Source organism: Pseudoalteromonas phenolica (genome assembly GCF_005876835.1).
Classification (GTDB): domain Bacteria; phylum Pseudomonadota; class Gammaproteobacteria; order Enterobacterales; family Alteromonadaceae; genus Pseudoalteromonas; species Pseudoalteromonas phenolica_B.
Genome location: NZ_PPSW01000014.1, coordinates 147,488 through 168,683 on the forward strand (window position 1 = coordinate 147,488; position 21,196 = coordinate 168,683).

The following is a 21,196-nucleotide window of genomic DNA, read 5'->3' on the forward strand; positions in this document are numbered from 1 at the left end:
GAGATCACTATGAGTTTATTTCCCCAAGCACCCAACGCAGTGGTGATGATAAGACCGCATCATTTTAGCCCGAACGAGCAAACGGCGGGTGATAACAGCTTTCAGTCAAGCGGCGAATTCGACCCCGCTGAGGTAAGCCGTTTAGCCTATGAGCAAGTTACTAAAGCAGCTGAAACCTTGCGCAGTCATGGCATTAACGTGCATATTTTTGAAGATGAAAGCACCGATACTCCAGATTCTGTATTTCCTAATAATTGGTTTTCGACCCATCTTGGTGGGCAAATTGCCATTTACCCTATGTACGCACCAAATAGGCGCAAAGAGCGTCGCAGTGATGTCATCGAATTTTTAAAAGCCCATTATCGCGTACAAGATGTGATTGATTATTCTGGACTTGAGTACGACAACCTGTTTTTAGAGGGTACGGGGGCCATGGTGTTAGATCACATTGAACGTGTCGCTTATGCCGCTCGCTCAAACCGCACCGACTCTCACGTGTTAGAGCGTTTTTGCTCGCACTTTAATTTTGAGCCTATGGTGTTTGACGCTCAAGATAAGCAAGGTAAAGCAGTTTACCATACCAATGTCTTGATGTGTATTGGCAGCGACTTTGTTATAGCTGGGTTTGAGATGATGACAGATACCAAACGCCGCGATGAAATCATTCGACGTTTTGAATTTGCTGGCAAAAAAGTGATCCATTTAACAGAAGCACAAATAGGCGCATTTTGCGGTAATGCACTAGAGTTACACGCAGGTTCTAAACGTTTATTGGCATTGTCGAGCACCGCATTTGCAGCGCTCAGCCAATCGCAAAAAGCATTGCTTGAGCAAAGTGTAACGCTCGTGCCACTTGATGTTTCGGCCATTGAACTAGCCGGAGGCTCAGTTCGCTGCATGCTAGCGGGCATACATCTGTCAAAACGCTAAATTTTTAACGACTAAGAGAGCATATAATAATGATAAATAGCGCAATTAGTACCATTAACAATCTACTTTGGGGCCAAGGCCAAATACTCATTTATTTGCTGTTATTTGCAGGCTTCTGGTTTTCATTCAAGCTCAAGTTTGTGCAATTTCGCCACTTTAGATACATGTTCAAAGTGATGAAAGACAGCACTCAAGGCGATAAATCAGGCATTAGCTCGTTTCAAGCTTTGTGCACGGGTTTATCGGCTCGGGTCGGCACGGGTAACTTGGCGGGTGTTGCCATTGCCATCTCATTAGGGGGCAGTGGCGCGGTATTTTGGATGTGGTTAATTGCGCTATTAGGTATGGCGACTGGGTTCGCCGAAAGCGTACTCGGTCAACTTTATAAAATTCGTGACGGCAATAATGAATTTCGTGGGGGTCCTGCCTACTATATTCGTAAAGGGCTTAACAAACCTTGGCTCGCGGTACTGTTCGCGCTGTGTTTGTTTTTAGGCTATGGGGTGAGCTTTAGTGCCATGCAAGCTAACACCATTGCCGATGCGCTGAACAATACTTTTGCTATCGACCCAACCTACTCAGGGGCGGTGATTGCCGTTATCGCAGGCTTCATTGTAGTTGGCGGCCTTCGCAGTATTGCCCGTTTTGCCGAGCTCATAGTGCCATTTATGGGGCTGGCCTTTGTAGCTGTCGCGCTGGTGATCACCGCAATGAATATTCAACATCTTCCTGCCATGTTTGCAGATATGTTCGCCTCGGCATTTGGCTTAACAGAAGCTGGGGCGGGTGCACTCGGAGCTGCCATTAAAAATGGTATTCAACGCGGGTTATATTCGAATGAAGCTGGCGCAGGTAGCGTGCCCCATGCTGCAGCTGGTGCGTCTCCTGTGCCAAACCATCCTGTTGCGCAAGGCTATGTGCAAATGCTTGGGGTATTTGTCGATACCATCGTTTTATGTAGCTGTACTGCCGTCGTCATTTTACTGTCTGACATTACCATCAGTGGCGAAATGGAAGGCATTGGCATGACACAAAACGCCATGAGCAGCCACTTTGGCGAGTTTGGTCATTATTTTGTCGCCGTGACCATTACCCTCTTTGCCTTCACTTCAGTGGTCGCAAACTATGCCTACGCAGAGAGCAACCTTCACCTGTTCAAACTCGACAATAAACTCGGTCGCGCAGCCTATACGGCCTTATATTTATTTATGGTGTTTTGGGGTGCAACTGCATCACTCAAAGAGGTGTGGAGCATGGCAGACGCCGCCCTTGGTTTAATGACCTTAGTAAACGTTTACGCCATCGTACTACTTACCCCAACCATTGTGAGTATTACCAAAGACTATCAAAGTCAGCTAAAAGCCAATAAAACTCCAGAGTTTAAATTAGACAATGTTGAAATTCAGGGTAAAACAGAAAAAGGCGTGTGGGAGTAACAGCCAAAAGAGCGTGTTTAAACACGCTCTTTAAATTGTCTAATAAATTAAGCAGGCAAAATACTCTGTCCATGACTAAAGACATTAGTTGGGTCGTACTGACTTTTAACAGCCTGAAGTTTTAGATAATGCTCACCGTAGTAAGCTTGTTGCCAATCTGCAATTAAAGGGTCGATGTAATTTACATATGCACCACCTGTGCTCCAGGGTGCCATAACTTGCCTAAAGCCGTTTTGCTTAGCTTGTGCAGTATCTATCTGTGCGTTGCTGGCACTTGGGTGAAGTGGTAAATAATATTCGGCACTTACAATGGCTTTACGATGAGGATATGCGGTTTCATCCTCTCCTATTTCATCAATTTTGCCACCGAGCAAATTCATGATGATCATGCCGTTATGACCGTCGCTATTTTGCTGTTCAATTTCCGCTTTTAATGCTTTTACACCCGCTGGTGGAATGAGAGAGTTAAAAAAATCAGAGCTGGCGCCAAACGCACTGCGCTGCATCGTGCCACCTTCCATTTGTGTGCTTAAATGACAAGATGCAACATTGCTCTCACAAGTGCCTAGCATCACACTGCGATAACTACTTGTGCTATGGGTATTCGAGCTCGGTGCAGCCCCTGTTTGCGCAATAAAGTTTTGCCAGAGAGTTTCCGCTTCTGCAGCAGGGTTTAAACAAAATGCCCGAACATTGACTCTCGGACCGCCAAACACCCAAGTTGGCAGGCACTGTGCCCACATTTCATTTGGCCACTGCTCTGCCAAAGTTTGCCAAACCACAAATACATTTTCAAAATCATCAAAACTAAAATTCGCTTCAAATACGGTGATGTCTTTGGCTTCGTGAGCTTTGAATTTAAATTGCGTCACAATGCCAAAATTACCACCACCGCCACCTCTGAGTGCCCAAAATAGCTCGTTGTGGTTGCTTGCATCACAGCTAATGATTTCTGCGTCGGCAGTGACTATCTCAACCGCTTGCAGCGTATCGCACGTCAGGCCATGTGCTCTATCAACTACGCCAAAACCTCCACCCATGGTTAACCCCGCTATGCCCACACTTAAACAACTACCTGCAGGAATAGACACGCCCTGCTGTGTTAATTGATCATACACGTCTGTAAGTCTTGCGCCTGAGCCTATAGTGGCAATGTCACCTTGTAATGAAATGTCATTCAAATCTGCTACGTCTATTATCATACCTTCGGTTGTCGAATAACCACCATAGCTATGGCTGCCAGAGCGTGGGGCAATATGGAGCTCATGCTCTTTTGCAAAGCGGATCGCTGACTGAACGTCTTGTGCATTCACGCATTTCACCACGACTTGCGGATAAATATGGTCAAAACGTGTACTAAAGCTTAAACGTGCCAGCGAATACGGTTGCTCGTCCGTGGGGAGAATAACACGACCAGAAACATTTTCTTTCAGCGTTTGCCATTGCTCGTTTGTGAGTTTACTTAACACATCAGTATCTGGGCTGTTACCTATGAGTGGCGGTGTGACTTCTGGGGCAGAGCCTTCGCCTCCACCACAGGCAGTTAAAAATAGAGAAGCGGCTGAAAAGCTGAGAAACTGTCGACGGTCCATAACGATCCCTTGCTGTGTTGATACTGTTGTTTTTATCACTTACTTAACAACTCACATTATGCTAAATCGCTGTGTTTAAATAGGGTAAAGGCGAGCTATTTTATTGATTATTAATAATTTTCATCATTTCTTAAAAACCAGTGTGGTAATTGAATCGGCGCCCCGCACGCGCTAGACTGAACTATCAATTTTTGAAAGATCAATAACAACAAGATGACCCATAAAATAATCGACCTACGCAGTGATACCGTCACCCAACCTTGTAAAGCCATGCGTGAGGCAATGGCCAATGCCCCTGTTGGCGATGACGTGTTTGGTGACGACCCAACAGTTAATACACTACAACAAAAAGCCGCGGAACTTACAGGCCATGAAGCGGCTTTATTTGCGCCAAGCGGTACGCAAAGTAACTTACTTGCGCTACTCGCCCACTGTCAGCGTGGTGACGAATATATTGTTGGTCAAGACGCTCATACTTATAAATACGAAGGTGGTGGCGCAGCAGTATTAGGCAGCATTCAACCTCAGCCAATTGAATTTGCAACAAACGGGTCTATTCCACTCGATATCGCGAAAAAGAAAATTAAACCTAATGACCACCACTTTGCACGCACTCGTTTGTTATCAATCGAGAACACGGTTGGCGGGCAAGCTCTGCCTATGTCTTACCTAGATGATGCGCGCACGTTTTGTAACGACACAGGACTTGGTTTGCACCTTGATGGTGCACGGGTATTCAACGCATCGGTGCATCACAATATGCCTGTTTCAGCAATTACGTCGCAAATGGATTCGGTTTCTATCTGTTTATCAAAAGGTTTAGGCACGCCACTTGGCAGTATTTTATGTGGCCCGAAAAACTTTATTCATGAAGCTCACAAGTGGCGCAAAATGCTCGGTGGTGGCATGCGTCAAGCTGGTATTGTCGCAGCAGCCGGTATATTCGCTTTAGACAACAACATCGAAAGATTGATTGAAGATCACCACAATGCTGAGTTTCTAACTACAGAGCTTAACGAAATAGATGAACTAACAGTCACAAAGCAATTCACCAATATGTTGTTTGTTGAATATCAAGGCTCGCTTTCACCCTCAGAGCTTGCCGATAAGCTATTAGAAAAAGGCATCAAAATTTGTGCCGGTGAACAAATGCGATTTGTGTTGCATAAAGATGTGAGCAAAACAGACTGTCAGCTTGTTGTAGAAGGGTTTAAGGCTATTTTTAGTGAGTGAATGATAGGTAATTAGACATAAGTTTTTAGCTATAGGCTTAGAATATCTTATCGTCAGATTTACTCAATAAGACTCATGTGAATCTGACTATTCATACATCACTACAAACTTGCTAGCTAATCATTTTTATTTTCTGTTTGCTTATGTACATCATTAAATAACAGCATTTCTCTAAGCTTCAACTCTTTACTTTCATCGAATCCACACTTGTCGCATACATCCGAGTTTTTAGGGTTTACATAAGTGCCAAAAAGCATATCAAATATCGCAATAATTAGACCTATGTTTATTGTACTCATGATGCATACGATGCATTTGAGGTGTCTGTATGATGAAACCAAGCCATCTAGGAGCTCTAATGTTCGAGTGAAGAAAATAGCCCATCACACCCAAGTAAAGCGTAAACCATGCTGATGCAAGTGAATTAAAACCCAACAACACATAGCAAGTCATTGCACCTATTATTAAACTGCTAACAGCATCCAGTGGATGCAAATAATTAGAAGTTAAAACTTCTATTCTTTGTGGGCTATGATGCACTTGATGAAACAGCCGCCATAAGTATCGATTACTGTGCTTTAAACGGTGCCACCAATAGAACACAAAATTAAAAAAGACATAACAAATTAACCCCTGCACTGGTGCAGACATATTTATTAAAGGGTCACTTACCTCAATAGATTGAAAGAAAGGCTCCCAAGTCAATGAGCCGAAGTAGAAGGTTAAAAGCGTTATTATGTTTAAAAGTACTGCGCGCCGATACCAGGCTTTAGATTTTACAAATGGTTTGTAGCTTATCAGCCTCTCTAGCACAAATAGAAATAGTGCGATGACTGCAATATAGGTAGTCATTCTAATCCTTGAAAAACTTATTACTTATTAGCCACAAATAATTATTTCTTCGCCTAAGTGATATATGTTATTTACTGCAACATAAACGCCTGATACCACTCCGGTAATTGGAAGTAGGATTATCCCGCTAATTGAATAGTAGGTATTGGACTCTTTTGCTAGATCAATTACCTTTAAAGTTTTTTTATCACTCGATATCTCACATTTATTCACATGGTTGTCATCTTTAATAGGCACAACAACACAGCTAGATAAAAGTAATAAAAAAGGCATTAAATACTTCATGAGGTTCATCCTTGTCTTCAATCAAACCATAACTTATCTGCAGACAAGCGCTTCGTCAAATTAGTACCACGAAGCACTATAAACATGCTTTAAACCTAAAATAGTTGAGGGAGAAGAGTTATGAAAATAATCTTCATTATTTCAAAAACAGCACCCGCTTTATCAAACCATCTTCAACTTCATAGGTGGCAATCGCTTTAAAATTATTTTCGTGCTCTTTACCTTGATACATAAACTTTGCAGTTACTTCTTCTGTATCGACAACAAAGCGGCCTTGAATTTCGCGGTGTGTAATTGCAGCATTTAAATAACTGACTCTGCTGAACATCAGCTCATATTCTTCTTTCAGTTTATCAATACCTTTGTATTTAAGACCTTCTGGAAAATAGTGAATTTCGACGTCTTTATGGTAAGTTGCTAAAAACGCCTCAATATCGCGATTGTTATAGGCTTTGAGCTGAATATCGACAATGTCTGTGACATTCTTTACTGTTTCTGAAGAAGTTGAAGCTGCAAAAGATGATGTAGAAAGCGTTGAGCTCCCAAACAGTATGGCGGCAGATAATAAAGTGCAAACTAATTTCATAACCTTATATTTCCTTTAAAGTTTTTATTGTTTATTTATACTAACATGACAAGCAAACTGAGTAGACTTTATTTTAAATCCTAAAACCCTCCCATGCACTCACGTTCATGAACCTATACCCATAAATTAAAGCAATGACATTTGTCATGCAACGTCGTGACAAACCTCACTGATAAACACCCTACCTTCTAGCCATACTTACTCCATCAACAGACGGAGATTGCCATGAACACCATTAACCTAGAAACACATTTACAAAACTATAAAAACCGCCGCTTTTTGGCTGTACCACTGGCCGGCATGATTGTGTGGAGCTTGCTGATTTTTACCGGTATGACTTTGTCGTTACACATGCAAACTTGGGCGATTTATATTGGTACAGGTTCAATTGTATATTTGGGTTTAGGTCTCGCAAAGTTAACCGGTGAAGACGTACAGTTTAAAAAAGGCGCTGAGCGTAACCCATTCGATACCATCTTTTTAGCCGCGGTTGCGATGACATTTTTGACCTTTTCAATCAGTATTACCTTTGCAATGCAAAATCCTTACGCCCTGCCATTTGCGATTGCTGTACAGTCGGGTTTAATGTGGTTAGTACATGGTGCAATTTGTAAGATTAAGGTCTGTGTGGCGCACGCAGTTGTTAGAACCGTTTTATGCACCGCCGCCTTCATCATCAGCCCAGAGAATAGCTTTGTACTTCAACCTATTATTGTGGTGTTGTGTTACTTATTTACCATCTTGGTCCTTGAAAAGAGATGGGCTAGCTTACAAATGCAAAAAGCATTAAACCCGCAAGCGGCTTAACTAACAACTCTTCGATTAATGCTTTTTAAACAAAAAGCCTCCCAACAAACAAGCGCAGCGTAATGCTGCGCTTGTTTGTTCTTATAACGAATCCAATCGGTGTTATTTAAATTGAACTTTCATTATTTAGGTCTTGCCATCGCAAAAGGCGCTGTAATACCTGAATATTCCCCACCGCCTAAACGCGCCAGCGGTGCAACTTTATCGGCATGAATTTTTAAACGTTGTTTGGCATCTAGCTCAATCACTTCATCGTTCACATATAAGGTTTTTACCTTCACAAACACTAGCGACTGCGGCGCTTCGCCCATCTGTTGCACCTCATATAACTCACAACCATAAGCGATGTGACAATTTTTAATACGAGGCAGGTCAAAACCTGAGAACTCCACCAGCTCAATGTCGTTGGCGGTGACTTCAGACTCGCCATGCTCAAGTGTTGCAGCCGTGGCGGTGACTAAATCAGCGTCTAGCTCAGAGGCAATGTGAATAACGCAATGTTTGGTATTTATTACGTTTTTAACAGTGTCTTTAATCTCGCCTGTTGGTTTTTTACCAGCCGAAAACATCATCAGAGGCGGCGCACTCGACACCGCGGTGAAATAAGAAAATGGCGCAAGATTATAGCTTTGCTCGCCCGAGTCGGTTAACACCCAAGCAATAGGACGCGGGATAATAGTTTGCGTCATTAAGTGATAGATTTGATTGCCAGAAAAGTCAGAGAAATTCAGTTCCATTTGTCTTTACCACTTCGAAAAATAAGGCCAACATGATTGCATAAACCATGCGGTAAAAAAACCTGTAGGTGCAGATAATAATCTCAACTATTACCTAAGGAGTATCAATACCAATCCTCGTAATTAAGTGGCCTATTTTGAGGCAAGAAAAACTTTCAATAACAAGGCAATAATTTTGCTATTTAGTTATTCTAAATGAGAAATTTTTAACGCGGTTAGTGGCAGTTTTAATTCCTAAAATGATTAAGTATTATTGAGGGTTGGTATAAGTTAAAATTATCGCAATTTAAACTAAGTACCGCCTTTAATGCTCTCAAATCACAGCCCGCTCAACACCCGTTTACCGCTTGTTTATCATCCAAATTACTCGTTTAGTTTTGATCCTAAACACCGCTTTGTGATGAGTAAATTCGCTAATTTATATAATGAAGTAAAAAGCATGGGCTTAATTGGTGGCAACCTAGTTCAACCAGAACTTGGCTCGCCTTCGCCACTCGAGCTGGTGCATTGCGAAGACTATATTTGGGATCTATGGCGTAACCAACTCGATGACAAAACCATGCGTCGGATTGGCTTACCTTGGTCAGAGCAATTAATGGCGCGTACTTTTACCGCACCGCTTGGTACATTAAAAACCGCAGAGTTAGCCCTTAAACATGGGGTTGCCTGTCATCTTGCCGGTGGCACCCATCACGCCCATTATGATTTTGGCTCAGGCTATTGCATGGTGAATGACCTTGCGTATACATCGACAACGCTTATTCAGCAAGGCAAGGTGAATAATGTACTGGTTTTTGATTTAGACGTGCACCAAGGCGATGGCACCGCCGCCATGTTAAAACACAACCCGTATGTGTTTACCTGCTCTATTCATTGCGAGAAGAACTTTCCGTTTAGAAAACACGACAGTGATTTAGATATCGGTCTTGAAAATCATTTAGAAGACGCTGCATATTTAAATATTGTACAAGAAACCTTAACGGGCTTAATTGAAGATCTAAACCCCGATTTGGTGCTATACGATGCAGGCGTTGATGTATGGGAGCAAGATACCCTAGGTAAGCTCAATATTTCATGGCAAGGATTAGAAAAGCGTGATGCGTTAGTGCTTAAAACCTGCCAAAGCAAAGGCGTGCCAGTGGCTACTGTGATCGGCGGCGGTTACGATAAAGATCATTTACGATTGGCTAAACGTCATGCGATTGTGGTGAAACAAGCCGCGTTGTTATAGTAAGGTTGTTTAGAAGATTTAGATGTGTTGAATAAACCAACGCCAACAAAGCTTGTTCTAAGCTGTAGGCGCGATTTAGATAACTCAATTTTCACCTTATAAATGCAAAATGCATTGGGTAAACCAACGCCTTCAAGACTTGCTCTGAGTTGTAGCGCAGCATGGTTTGGGTAACGCAACATTCACCTTATAAATTCAAAAAGCGTGGGTAACCCAACGCCTACAGGCTTACTTTGAGCTGTAGGCGCGGGTTTACCCCGCGCACCACTCTTTATATCAGTCAAACATTTGCTTTAATAAACTCAAAATTATCGGATAAACCAAAACCAAGAGGCTTATTTAAAACTTTATAAATTTACCCAACCTTAAAGTATCTCAGTGATGTTCTGTGCACAGAACTCTACATGTTTTACTGAATTGCTATTAGTGCAAATACACTACCTACCACTTTTAACGTGTGTTAAAACTCTCCATCAGTTATTGTGTTTATTGACTATAATGGAATAAATTAACTTCAAGTGGTGTTTATGAAGTACTTACTCTCGCTGTTTATTTTATTGTTGATATCATTTAGCGCTGATGCTGATAAGGTCACATTGTTAAGTGATGATGCAAACGATCTCGAGCTATTTTATAAAGATGGTCGCAATGATATTGCCAGTGACTCTTACCGCTTGTTATTTGAAAACATAGAAAACGTTAATTTTGAGCTAAAAATCGCCCCCACTGCCCGTATTGATGCGCTTCTTAAGCAAGACAAAACCATTTGTGCAGTAAACCGCATAAAAACCGAAGAGCGCCAACTCTATAACCTCTATTCATATCCTGTGCACTTGTATCCCAGTCATCGACTTTACTATTTTAAAGACCGCACACCTTTACTAGACAATATGTTAACCGAAAATGGCGAGTTGATTAGTTTGAATAAATTGTTTAATCACTACTCGATGGCAAGCCTTGCCATCGAAACAGGCAGGTCATATGGAAAAGGGCTAGATAAGCAAATACAACTGTTAAAAAATGAAAACTTACTCGCCCGTGCAGGCAGTGATGCATACGATGCCATGATCAAACTGTTTGCCCGACATCGCGTTGATTTCTTAATTTCATACCCCACTATTTTTAAACAATATTACGCTGAAGATGACACTGATATTGCTTCGGTGACTGTTAACAATCATCCCAAATTTATTGCTGGGCATATTGCCTGCAGTAGCACGCCAAGATCTAAAAAAATAATAACTGAAATTAACAAGACCCTACTCAGGCTTTATCCCACAGAGCCTTATTTATCGATGCACTTACATCATGTGCCAAATACCGAGCAAAGCTTGTTAACTCGCAGGATCAGCGACTTGTTTTTGAAATATAAACTACTCAGTGATTAAGTTTTTTGATAAGTGTTATATGACGTTATAAACATATTGATTATTAAAAGCTAAAGCCGCCGATAAAGACAAAGTGACTATTGCAGGCAGGGCATCTTTTAGTGTGTCAAAACGTAGGTGAAAGAAAATTGCACCTATTGATGTAAATAGAATGCCAATTGCACCTAACGCATTGAGTAAGCTGTTGTCTATTAATACTGATAACAGCAAATTCAACGCTGATACGCTTTCTATCAACCCAATTAAGAACATATGGGTACGACTCAAGCCATAGTTTTTGAAAAAACCTAACTGGATCTGAAAAACCTTCTTTTGCCACCCCGTTAATTTGATTGAACTTGCAAATGAAAAGAACGCGAATAACACCAATGAAATAATCTTCATGTTTAAACTCCGTATTTGAGAATGGTGCTATTTAAGCATTCCTAAAATTTGCAATAAATGCTATTAATTACATAATTGGTATTCCAAATAGGAATGCATAATGGATAAACTCACATGCCTTTCGGTGTTTGCCACCGCAGCGCGTTTGGGTAGTTTTACTGCAACCGCAGACGAATTAAACATGACTCAAGGCGCTGTCAGTAAGCGCATTGCCTGGCTTGAACAAAACTTGGGCTTTACTTTATTTAACCGAACACCCAGAAAAATCACGCTTACAGATGCAGGAAGTGATTATTTAGCCTGTAGCCAAGAAGTGCTTGAAAAGCTATCGTTAACTGAGCACCAGATCCGCAACGAGCAATCTAAAGTCGTGGGCAAGCTTAGAATTTCCGCCCCCTCGGCGTTTGCAACAAAGCGACTCGCTGAGCCCTTAAAACACTTTATGGCACTCCACCCCGAACTCGAGCTTGATATCTCAGTGAATGATCAACACGCTGATTTATTCAAAGACAATATTGATATTGCGATCAGGGCCGCTCACCTTGAAGATTCAAACTTAAAAGCGAAAAAATTAATCGAGCATTCTTTATGTTACTTCGCCTCTCCCAGATATTTAGCTGAAGTTGGCACTCCTCACACCCCGTCTGAATTAAGCACCCATAAGTGCATTACCTACTCTTTAATGCGTCCTTCTAATGTGTGGACATTCAAAGACAGTAAAGTACAAGTAAACGAAGTGATAAAGAGTGATAACCCTGACATGATAGTGAAAATGGCAAGGTTGGGTTCTGGTATAGCTGCCATGCCCAAATGGATGGTCGCAGAGTATTTTGAAAATGGTGAACTTGTTGAAATTTTACATCAAAAGCATGCGTTTTCATTGCCAATGTATGCAGTTTATAAAAATAGTAATTACATTCCTCACAAGATTGGGGCTTTTATTGATTTCTTGAGTGCCCATTTAAAAGAGCATGAATAATCTCTTATTCATGCTCTAAAAGGCGGTTAATCCCTTACGTCAAACTCACCATTTGAACGTATATATAAAATTGCAGGTTGTGACGAAGAAAGGTTAAATTTACCAACACCGTTTAACTCTATATAGCTCCCTGCTTCTAGTAAGTCATTGTGCTTTGGACTAGCAAGGGTTACAGCACCTTGAATGATCACAGCTTTAAATTCTTTTGACATAACATGCACATTACCGCTGAAATCAGCGGGTAACTTTAATAGCTGCCCTTTTGTTTTGCCATCATTTGACTGCCATAAAGATGCTAAAAGCATAGCTTGCCTTGTTTTCAACGCTGTCAGTTCATCTGCACTTTGCCACACCAAATTATCAGCATGTAAATTGAGTGGATATTCCTGATTATCGAACTGTTTTTCACTTGGTTTAACCAAATAAGGACCACTATCTATTTCTAAATAAATGAGATTTTCATCACCGTTCGCTGCGGTAATGTGATTGCCACCCGCAGGTTGCGTCCAATATGAAGTTGAAGGCATCCATAAATGTTCGGCATTTGAATCTGCATTATGTATTAACCCTTTGATCACGATGCCACGTTAAGAGATATTGTGGATATGCGGAGGTGACGAAAAGCCTTTTTTAAATCGAACAAGCATGCCTGTCGCGTTAGTTTTTGTTCTATCTGCCCACAGTTCAGCAGCCCCCGGGCTCTTGGCTCCTCGAAGTGGGTTCAGATAGCCCCATTCTACTGATTGCGCTTTAATTACTTTGAGCTCTGCAGTGAAAGCGTTTGTTGATATAAAAGTGAGAAAGAATGTGACTATAACAAGGGTTTTTACTACATGACGCATAAATATTGTGACTCATCGATTGTCGATAAAACACGATTTTAAAGGTTCGTTTTAAACTGTTTTAGCCCTGTAATTACGAAAACAGTTTCAATATTTTTTTGATAATTAATTGAATGGCACTATGTCTTCTTGCCAAAGCTCAGCGACAAAATCGATAAAAGCACGCACAACTGGCGATTGGTAGCTTCTTGATAAGTACACCGCCCAAAGTTGATTATTCTCAATTTTATAATCTTGCAAAATAGGCACGAGCTTTTTCTCAGTGATGTAGCTGCGTGCAATATCATAAGGTAACCACGCGATGCCCGTGCCATTCATTGCGGCTTGCACAAGTGTAGGTACATCATTGCAAATTAATTGCCCGCTGACTTTCACCTCAACACTTTGCTCTGCTTTTATAAATCGCCATTTATCATGTGACAAATGTACTAAACAGGGGTGGTCTGAAAGCGCTTCAGGTTTTTCGGGGGCTCTATGCTTGTCTAAATACTCTGGAGATGCACAAACACACGCGCCTATCACCATCAGTCGTCTGGCAATTAAATTTTCATCGGGTGTATTGGTATATCTGAGTGCTATATCTATGCGCTGTTCAACTAAATTAGAAAAACTATCGCTAGCATGAATATCAATTTTAACGTTTGGATGCTGCGCTATGAAAAGACTGACTGCATTGACCAACATGTTTTGGGCAAAACCGATAGGGCTCGAAATGCGAACCATACCCGATAATGTTTGCCTGCCTTCGGTGCTCTCAGCGATCAAAGCACTGGTTTCATCTAAAATTCGCTCAAATCTCTGCAGAGCTTGTTCTCCATGCTGCGTCAAGCTCACCTTTCTGGTGGTACGATGTAATAACCTTTGTTCTAGCCATTGCTCTAACTCTTGCACATGACGTGTCACTTGAAGACGACTTAAACTAAGACGTTCAGCAGCTTTAGTAAAGCTAGATAAATGCGCCACTTCAACAAAGCTTTTAATGGCAGTAATACGATCCATATTAAAAATTCAGCCCATTATTAGATTGTAAATAAGAAACAATCTATTTCAATTTTGCTCGATTATTTCATCTTAGTTTTCTTCTAATCTAGACACAACTCAAAACACTTACCCAAGAGGAAAATATTATGAAACTAATCGTATTAGGTGCATCAGGTTGGATAGGCTCTCATATCGTGGCAGAAGCAAAATCAAGAGGTCACGAGATCACAGCGCTAGTTCGAGCACATGATAAATACGACGTACCTAACGTCACCGCAAAATCATTCGACTTAAATAACACATCAGACGATTTACGCGCTTTAATCAGTGATGAAACTGTGTTTGTTACGGCCATTGGCGGTCGAGCTTTGGGCAATCACGAGATTGTAAAAAGTACCGCTGAGCGTTTACTCAATGAATTACCAAACACTAACATTGAGCGTTTGCTATGGGTCGGTGGTGCAGGCTCGCTAGAAGTGGCACCAAACTTAAAGCTAATCGATACCCCTGAATTTCCTGCTGAATATAAAGATGAAGCCATTGCGCAAGGTGAAGCACTTGACGTGTTTAAACACTCTAGTAGCCCATTAAACTGGACGTTTATTAGTCCTGCAGCTGAGATTTTCCCGGGTGATAAGTTAAATCAATATCGTACTGGTGCGGAGCAACTTATTACCGATGAGCAAGGTAATAGTCGTATTTCAGTCGCCGACTATGCGGTCGCATTCGTAGATGAAATTGAAAAAGCAGCACATATCAACACAAGAATGGGTGTGGCTTACTAAGAAACAAAGCCTTGATGCTCATTGAACATCAAGGCTTCAAATACTCAAGCTTGCTAGCTTTACTCCGCTTGATGCTTACTATTATAACTCTTTTTGTTTTAAGGCTTGAACCGTACGCTCCAACTCTTCGACTCTTTTTTCAAGCGCTTCAATTTTTGTATTTGAGCCTTTCATCGACTTCAAGTCTTCAATTATCTTCTGCGGTTCGAACATATAATTAATAATGAACATGAAGACCGCAAGACCTAACATAAATGACACCAGCTCCCACATACCGTTTCCTTATTATTTTTATCAAACTAATATTTAAGCACGTACCCCATTTAGCCGTAGTTTTAAATTAATAACAAATCATAATTGAAGCTAGAACATCGTATTATTATTTTTAGAAGTTTCTGGTACGCGTTGGCTCACTCCCCAATGCTCTGCAAATTTGCCATTTTCCATGCGAAACACATGCATAACTGCTGATCCAAGCGAATCAGGCGTGCGTTTTACATGAAGATGCAACCAAACTAAATCGCCCTCTGATGCGGCACGCTTTATTGACATTGATAACTGCGGAAATTTTCTATATCGCTTAGCAAAAATAGCTAATAATGCTTCTCGGCCATCTGGCACATGGGGCGAGTGTTGAATATAGTTTTCAACAATACAATCTGCTTTCAAAATCTCAAGGCGTTTGACGGGCTTAAGATCATTTCGACTCTCAAGTATCTCCATGCAATATAGAGCTTTATCTAAATTTTTTTGCTCTTGCTCCGTTCGAGTCACTTCAGTTGCAAATGCACTAAAAACAAAAATGTTCGAAACAAAAGTACATACAAATAGAGTAAAAATTAGTTTTAAGACTGTCATTTAAGTTCCTTTTATTAAATCAACTGTTACTTGTTTATGGCTAAGCCATACCTTTAGATATAAAAAGGCGATAGCCAATTCAGTCATCACCGCCAACAAAATGCCCGGCCCAGCTAGACCTTGTTGAAACTCAAAAACGCCCAACCCAGCAAGTGCACACATCGAAACGGCAACGCTCAAGCATATTGCTTGTCGTGATTCGGAATGCTCAGCATTTCTACCCACCCATAACAATATTGCTAATCCCAAAAACAGCATTGCCATTCTTCGACCAACAAAAAGTGCCGAGCTGCTTTGTTCAATACCAAATAAACTAAAGGGGAATTCAGGATAAAGTAAAAATGCAACAAACAAAGAGCATGCGATTGAAGTGGTAAAGATACTTATCATTCTGAAATTCATCATATTCTTCCTTGAAATTTTCGTCAAACAAATTGATTCAATGAGAAGTGCAGATTGCCCTCATTACGTTTGTACCCATATTTGCATGCCCATACGCTTATGTAAACTCGTACCTTAGTTGAACTGCTTTTTTGCTTGGTAAGCCAAACTTTTTCCTTGTTTTATCGAATTTGTAAGTAAGCTTATTAATAATAAAACCGCACCTATTATTCCAACGATACTAAAGCGCTCTCCCAAAAAACCAATTGCTAACAGTGTGGCGATTAGTGGTTCAAATAAGGTGATTAATGTTGCATCACTGGCATTGACGTTTTTTAGCCCATAAGAGAATAATAAATATCCACAGAACATAGGTACAATTACCATATAAAGAGACACCATCGAATTGGTTACAGTTGCGAATAGGTTGTCACCCCAAACTAAGGTTGCAGGGATTAATATGAATGATGCAAATCCAAATAGCCCAGACATGGCAGTCTGTGACTCGATGCCCACCCCAATTAGCCTTTTGATTGCCCAGGTATAACAGGCATAAGTCAAACCTGCGATGCACCCTAATATCACACCAAATTGGTCATTTGAGCTTATTAGTGCGCTACTGTCACCGTGTTGTTTTCCAATTACTAAAAGTGACACTCCAGCTACACCTAAAACAAAACTTAACCACCAGCGCAACGATACTCTTGCTTGACCAGAAAGACGCTCAAGTATAACAGTAAACAACGGCGCACTGGCGATAGAAACAATCGTTCCCACCGCAACTCCAGAGAAGGACATCGAGGAATAAAATGCTAATGGGTATATGGCAACAGACAGCCCGCCGAAAAGCACAAGCTTCGAGTTTTCGATAAACTTTTTGCGATAAAAGAGAAGCTTTCTTAAGTTAGCAAGGATAAACAGTAAGCCTGCACCACCCATTGAAAAAGCACCTATGGAAAATGCACTGATATTTGCAGATAAACTCGCAGCTGTTCCAGTTGTGCCCCAAACTAAGCTGGCAAAAACGATAGCAGCTACCCCTTTAAAGTATTGAGTGTCATTCATTTCTTTGTCTATTTCAAAAACATTGATAGATAAGAAGATAAACTTTAAAAGGCTAGATGTTTTGACAATTAGGACGCTTTAGCTCACTACAAAGACGCTATTTCTCCCGAGCCTAGGTGGTTTACTGCTTAAACTTGGTTGGTGATAAACCAAAGTATTGAGAAAACTTGCGACTAAAAGCAGACAAACTAGTGTAACCAACTTGTTCAGCGATTATTTGCAGTGGGTAATCGGTGTGCGTCAGTAGTGCTTGGGCTTTCTTCATTCTTAAACTGGTTATGTACTCCAGTACAGTGATACCTAGCTGCTTTTTAAAGTTCTTTTTGAATTGGGTTGGACTCAGGCAAGCGACCTTAGCTAAGTCTGAGATTATGATTGGCTCAGATATATTTTGTTCTATGTAGAGCAAGGCATTATTTATCCTGATATCTAATTTAGGCGTTAAACGTTGCTCACAAAGCAGAAGCTTAAAAGTGTTTAACATCGCTTGCTCTATTGCAGGACTAAACTCATTCTCTAACTGGCTTTCAATAAATAGCAAATATTGTGAGAGCGGTTTGCTGATTTCGAATACGATATGGGGACTATCTTCGATAAGATCTGGTAGTTTTTTCAGGTCGGCGACAATGAATCGCGCTTCTTTCTCTGCGGTAAAGAGGTGCATTTCATTTGAGCGCACAATAACACACTCTCTGGGTGACACTTTGCCATTAAACGTCCCAACTCGAATATTTATCATGCCCTGCAGTGGCAATACTAGTTGGTTATAGCTATGCGCATGCTCTTTCGGGCGAGTGCTATAAGAGCGAATTGATAAGAGATCTTTCATAATCTTATATAAACATTTAGTGACTCAAACCTAAAAGTAACCATCATTAAAGTCGATAGCATGGTCAAGGTGACCCGGAAAGTAAAACTGCCAACCTTCTTGCTGCTTTTCGTCTAATCGTATTTTAAGTAATTTAACACTCAAGCAATAAGCTTGTAGCGCATCGACACCATATGCAAACTCATCGATATTCAGAGCTTGAATGCGAACCTTACAACGAAAATCACCACCGGGTAATGGATCTGGTTCAGGAGAGTAAACTTCAATAATCATATTATTTTGTTCACCACTTAAATTAATGGCCACATATTCAGAGAGGATCACTAGAGCTGTTACTTGCTGTTTATTTTTAATAACAATACCTTACGTTAAATGGAGCTTATCAGACAACTTTTATCTAAAGCTCCAAATCATTGCGAAGCAGTTAACCGAATGAACGCGCTTTTAAATACGCTTCGCGGCTTTGCATATTCGCAAGATAACCAGCGATATTTTCACGGCCTTGTAGCAAGTTTAGGCTACCTGCGATTTCAAGTGTAATAGTCATCATGATGTCGGCCGCTGAGAACTCATCGCCAGCAAAGTAGCTTTGCTGAGCAAGTACCGAATCTATGTATGAAAAGTCTAGATTTAGTTCTTTGGCAATATACCCGTCCATCGGGTTTGTGCCACTGCGCTCTTCCATTTGCATCAGTAAGCTTGTGATCACAGGCAAGCCCAAAGAGCCTTCAGCAAAGTGCGACCACTCTACATATTGATAGTAGGCCTTGCTGCCTTTTTCTGGGCGTAAACGCTGCTCTGTGTCTTGGTCAAGAATGTATTCCATAATCGCACCTGACTCACAGATCACAATGTCATTGTGCTCAATTATCGGCGCTTTATTTAATGGATGCACTTTACCTAAACTCGCTGGCGCTAAGCGCGTGGTTGCATCGCGTTCGTGTTTCTCAACTTCGTATGGCATACCTAATTCTTCTAGCAACCATAACACGCGGGTTGAACGCGATTGATTAAGATGATGTACTTTAATCATAAATCATTCCTTATTTAAAAGATGTTGCTAGCCAATTACTCAGCTAACAATTTCACCAAAAACTCACCTACCGCATGGGCACTTGCAGGGTTTTGACCTGTCACTAAACGGTCGTCTTGAATGACAAACTCATTCCAAGGTTGCACTTTGCTGTACTGAGCCACTTTTCGCGTTAACGCTTCTTCTAATAAGAAAGGAATATCATTGATAGTGCCAAAGTCGACTTCTTCTTCTCGGGTGAATGCAGTGACTTCTTTGTCAGCAATTAACAATTCGCCATTGCTGAGTGTAATTGGCAATAATGCAGCTGGGCCGTGACACACTGCTGCAATGATCCCGCCCGCTTCATAATGCTTGGCTGCCATTGCCGCAACATCTTCGTTGCTTGCTAAGTCTGACAATAAGCCAAAGCCACCTGGGTAGAAAATAGCATCGTAATCGTCTACGTTGACCTGAGAGACAGGCACGGTATTGTTGATCTGCGTTTGGAATGACGCGTCACCTAATACCTTATTATTTACCTCATCACCCTCAATGTCGGTGCCATACAGTGGTGCTTTACCACCTTGAATAGAGACAATATCAAACCCAATGTTATTCGCATTTAATACATCAACAACATGCGTCAGCTCTGGTGCATAGGTACCATTAACTTGATCTGTAGTGCCTAGTGTTGCGTGATTAGTGACTGGAATAAGTACTTTTTTCATAATGATTACCTTAACTCAGTGTTGTCATAAAGTTGTTTGATGCCTTTCAACAAGCTGCTAAAAAGACGATAAGGATACTGTATATTGTTCCCTAATGAATGATAATTAGCTAAATCAGTGAAACTCTTTTGCCATTTAGCAATAATCAATACGATGAATTGGTTCAAACTTATAAAATACGGCGCTGCCCAATTGAAGATCGCTTTTCTATTTATTTCTTTTAAAAGCCTAAAATAAAAAAGGCCAGTCGCTTTAACGAATGGCCTTCAATCAAAATAATATAGACAAAGAAAGCGATTAATTTATTTCGCTGTAAGTTGGCAGTGCCGGCATTGCGCCAAGCTTTGTGCAGGTATAGGCCCCACACTTGACTGCAAACTCAGCGGCATCAATCAGCTTCTCAAGATTTGTATTCAATTGGGATTGCTCTAATTGCTGCTGAGCTAAAGCGAATAAAAAGCCACTTATTAAACTATCTCCTGCCCCAGTGGTATCAACAGCGTTAATGGTCGGTGTTGCAATTGAGTACGTCTGTTGTGGCGTGATCAATTGCACCGGATTTTTACCATCTGACACCAAGATTAGCTGAACACCCAGCGCGCATAATCGCTTAATATATTGCTCAGTTGAAAGCGACGCCGCTTGGCTTAAGTATTCAAGCTCTTCTAAGCTGAATTTTAAGATGTCACACAACGAAAAGCAGGCTTCAACTCGAGCCGGTAACTCAGCTAAATCGTGCCATAGATTTAATCTAAGATTGACATCAAAACTAATAATTTGCCCATGCGCTTTGGCCTGCTCTAATAGCGCCATATGCGTTGCTGTAATCGACGAATCCGTTAAGGTATTCGAACAAAAATGGTAAATACCTGATTGCGGCCAATTGAATTCATTAAAGTCATCCATTGATACGCTGATATCTGCCGTTTGTTGACGATAAAAGCTAAATTGACGCTCTTTGTGCTCATCAAGCTGAACAACCGCCAGCGCGGTGTTTGCTGCTTTGATAACCGGACAATGTGCCGTGTCTACCCCATAATGTTGCAATGTCTTAGCAATGGTCTGCCCGAATGCATCATTCGATAGCCCACCTAAAAACGCACTGTGACCACCTAATTTGGCAAAGCCCACAGCGGCATTGGCGGGCGCTCCACCCACAATGGGAAGCAAAGCTTCGCCATCGTGAGGTAACAGGTCCATTAATGCTTCGCCAAAGCAAGTTAGTTGCATGGTCGTTTGTTCAGTCATAATAACTCCAACTCAATATGCGGT

25 protein-coding genes and 1 pseudogene are annotated in these 21,196 nt (G+C 41.2%); 8 read left to right on the forward strand and 18 right to left on the reverse strand.

Going from position 1 to position 21,196, the window contains the following annotated elements:
* Positions 1-9 precede the first annotated feature (9 nt).
* Both ctlX and C1E24_RS10105 read left to right on the forward strand, forming a co-directional pair.
* Positions 10-930, forward strand: a complete 921-nt coding sequence (gene ctlX, locus C1E24_RS10100; RefSeq protein ID WP_138481073.1) for a citrulline utilization hydrolase CtlX — start codon at positions 10-12, stop codon at positions 928-930.
* 29 nt (positions 931-959) lie between these two features.
* The gene (locus tag C1E24_RS10105; protein ID WP_138481075.1) at positions 960-2,366 is read left to right on the forward strand and encodes an alanine/glycine:cation symporter family protein; all 1,407 of its coding nucleotides are present in this window, start codon (positions 960-962) and stop codon (positions 2,364-2,366) included.
* A gap of 47 nt (positions 2,367-2,413) precedes the next feature.
* On the opposite strand, the gene C1E24_RS10110 is transcribed toward C1E24_RS10105, so the two are convergent.
* Positions 2,414-3,958: an FAD-binding oxidoreductase gene (locus C1E24_RS10110; protein ID WP_138481077.1), complete on the reverse strand. Its 1,545-nt coding sequence runs from the start codon at positions 3,956-3,958 to the stop codon at positions 2,414-2,416.
* A 225-nt stretch (positions 3,959-4,183) separates the two neighbouring features.
* On the opposite strand from C1E24_RS10110, the gene ltaE reads away from it, so the two are divergent.
* Complete coding sequence (gene ltaE, locus C1E24_RS10115) at positions 4,184-5,191, forward strand: low-specificity L-threonine aldolase (protein WP_138481283.1); 1,008 nt, start codon at positions 4,184-4,186, stop codon at positions 5,189-5,191.
* 116 nt (positions 5,192-5,307) lie between these two features.
* Here the strand turns inward: ltaE and C1E24_RS10120 are convergent, their stop codons facing one another.
* The 4 genes from C1E24_RS10120 to C1E24_RS10135 all read right to left on the reverse strand — a co-directional run bounded on the left by C1E24_RS10120 (position 5,308) and on the right by C1E24_RS10135 (position 6,914).
* On the reverse strand, positions 5,308-5,490 hold the full coding sequence (locus C1E24_RS10120; protein ID WP_138481079.1) for a hypothetical protein: 183 nt from the start codon (positions 5,488-5,490) through the stop codon (positions 5,308-5,310).
* Complete coding sequence (locus C1E24_RS21235; protein WP_138481081.1) at positions 5,450-6,043, reverse strand: sterol desaturase family protein; 594 nt, start codon at positions 6,041-6,043, stop codon at positions 5,450-5,452. Before C1E24_RS21235 ends, C1E24_RS10120 begins: the two co-directional genes overlap by 41 nt.
* 27 nt (positions 6,044-6,070) lie before the next feature.
* Positions 6,071-6,328, reverse strand: a complete 258-nt coding sequence (locus tag C1E24_RS10130; protein ID WP_171040861.1) for a hypothetical protein — start codon at positions 6,326-6,328, stop codon at positions 6,071-6,073.
* Between the two features lie 136 nt (positions 6,329-6,464).
* The gene (locus C1E24_RS10135; RefSeq protein ID WP_138481085.1) at positions 6,465-6,914 is read right to left on the reverse strand and encodes a nuclear transport factor 2 family protein; all 450 of its coding nucleotides are present in this window, start codon (positions 6,912-6,914) and stop codon (positions 6,465-6,467) included.
* A gap of 225 nt (positions 6,915-7,139) precedes the next feature.
* On the opposite strand from C1E24_RS10135, the gene C1E24_RS10140 reads away from it, so the two are divergent.
* Positions 7,140-7,721, forward strand: a complete 582-nt coding sequence (locus C1E24_RS10140) for a DUF7010 family protein (protein WP_138481087.1) — start codon at positions 7,140-7,142, stop codon at positions 7,719-7,721.
* A 122-nt stretch (positions 7,722-7,843) separates the two neighbouring features.
* Here C1E24_RS10140 and C1E24_RS10145 read toward each other — a convergent pair whose 3' ends face one another.
* Positions 7,844-8,458, reverse strand: coding sequence for a flavin reductase family protein (locus C1E24_RS10145; RefSeq protein WP_138481089.1), 615 nt, complete (start codon positions 8,456-8,458; stop codon positions 7,844-7,846).
* Between the two features lie 307 nt (positions 8,459-8,765).
* On the opposite strand from C1E24_RS10145, the gene C1E24_RS10150 reads away from it, so the two are divergent.
* Complete coding sequence (locus tag C1E24_RS10150) at positions 8,766-9,689, forward strand: histone deacetylase family protein (RefSeq protein WP_138481092.1); 924 nt, start codon at positions 8,766-8,768, stop codon at positions 9,687-9,689.
* A 527-nt stretch (positions 9,690-10,216) separates the two neighbouring features.
* Complete coding sequence (locus C1E24_RS10155) at positions 10,217-11,077, forward strand: hypothetical protein (protein ID WP_138481094.1); 861 nt, start codon at positions 10,217-10,219, stop codon at positions 11,075-11,077.
* Positions 11,078-11,092: 15 nt separating this feature from the next.
* Here C1E24_RS10155 and C1E24_RS10160 read toward each other — a convergent pair whose 3' ends face one another.
* Positions 11,093-11,461 carry a DoxX family protein gene (locus C1E24_RS10160; RefSeq protein ID WP_138481096.1) on the reverse strand — a complete coding sequence of 123 codons (369 nt, stop codon included), beginning with the start codon at positions 11,459-11,461 and terminating at the stop codon, positions 11,093-11,095.
* 100 nt (positions 11,462-11,561) lie between these two features.
* On the opposite strand from C1E24_RS10160, the gene C1E24_RS10165 reads away from it, so the two are divergent.
* Positions 11,562-12,440 carry a LysR family transcriptional regulator gene (locus C1E24_RS10165; protein ID WP_138481098.1) on the forward strand — a complete coding sequence of 293 codons (879 nt, stop codon included), beginning with the start codon at positions 11,562-11,564 and terminating at the stop codon, positions 12,438-12,440.
* Between the two features lie 26 nt (positions 12,441-12,466).
* Here C1E24_RS10165 and C1E24_RS10170 read toward each other — a convergent pair.
* Together C1E24_RS10170 and C1E24_RS10175 are read right to left on the reverse strand one after the other, a co-directional pair.
* Positions 12,467-13,282 (reverse strand): annotated as a pseudogene (locus C1E24_RS10170) (DUF4437 domain-containing protein).
* A gap of 105 nt (positions 13,283-13,387) precedes the next feature.
* Positions 13,388-14,281, reverse strand: a complete 894-nt coding sequence (locus tag C1E24_RS10175) for a LysR family transcriptional regulator (RefSeq protein ID WP_138481099.1) — start codon at positions 14,279-14,281, stop codon at positions 13,388-13,390.
* A gap of 128 nt (positions 14,282-14,409) precedes the next feature.
* Here C1E24_RS10175 and C1E24_RS10180 point away from each other — a divergent pair, with 128 nt between their 5' ends.
* A complete protein-coding gene (locus tag C1E24_RS10180; protein WP_138481101.1) occupies positions 14,410-15,048 on the forward strand; it encodes an NAD(P)-dependent oxidoreductase in 639 nt (212 codons plus the stop codon).
* Between the two features lie 81 nt (positions 15,049-15,129).
* On the opposite strand, the gene C1E24_RS10185 is transcribed toward C1E24_RS10180, so the two are convergent.
* The 9 genes from C1E24_RS10185 to C1E24_RS10225 all read right to left on the reverse strand — a co-directional run bounded on the left by C1E24_RS10185 (position 15,130) and on the right by C1E24_RS10225 (position 21,172).
* Entirely contained in the window at positions 15,130-15,321 is a 192-nt protein-coding gene (locus C1E24_RS10185; RefSeq protein WP_138481103.1) for a hypothetical protein, read from the reverse strand.
* Between the two features lie 90 nt (positions 15,322-15,411).
* Positions 15,412-15,906, reverse strand: a complete 495-nt coding sequence (locus C1E24_RS10190; protein WP_138481104.1) for a nuclear transport factor 2 family protein — start codon at positions 15,904-15,906, stop codon at positions 15,412-15,414.
* On the reverse strand, positions 15,907-16,311 hold the full coding sequence (locus C1E24_RS10195; RefSeq protein ID WP_138481106.1) for a hypothetical protein: 405 nt from the start codon (positions 16,309-16,311) through the stop codon (positions 15,907-15,909).
* 111 nt (positions 16,312-16,422) lie between these two features.
* Positions 16,423-17,352 (reverse strand): DMT family transporter, encoded by a 930-nt coding sequence (locus tag C1E24_RS10200; RefSeq protein WP_138481108.1) that lies wholly within the window; start codon positions 17,350-17,352, stop codon positions 16,423-16,425.
* Between the two features lie 121 nt (positions 17,353-17,473).
* The gene (locus tag C1E24_RS10205) at positions 17,474-18,181 is read right to left on the reverse strand and encodes a helix-turn-helix domain-containing protein (RefSeq protein WP_138481109.1); all 708 of its coding nucleotides are present in this window, start codon (positions 18,179-18,181) and stop codon (positions 17,474-17,476) included.
* A gap of 30 nt (positions 18,182-18,211) precedes the next feature.
* Entirely contained in the window at positions 18,212-18,505 is a 294-nt protein-coding gene (locus C1E24_RS10210; protein WP_138481111.1) for a DUF6968 family protein, read from the reverse strand.
* 100 nt (positions 18,506-18,605) lie between these two features.
* Positions 18,606-19,214, reverse strand: a complete 609-nt coding sequence (locus C1E24_RS10215; RefSeq protein WP_138481113.1) for a glutathione S-transferase family protein — start codon at positions 19,212-19,214, stop codon at positions 18,606-18,608.
* A 35-nt stretch (positions 19,215-19,249) separates the two neighbouring features.
* Positions 19,250-19,924, reverse strand: coding sequence for a type 1 glutamine amidotransferase domain-containing protein (locus C1E24_RS10220; RefSeq protein ID WP_138481115.1), 675 nt, complete (start codon positions 19,922-19,924; stop codon positions 19,250-19,252).
* Between the two features lie 297 nt (positions 19,925-20,221).
* Positions 20,222-21,172, reverse strand: coding sequence for a carbohydrate kinase family protein (locus C1E24_RS10225; RefSeq protein ID WP_240721984.1), 951 nt, complete (start codon positions 21,170-21,172; stop codon positions 20,222-20,224).
* Positions 21,173-21,196 lie beyond the last annotated feature (24 nt).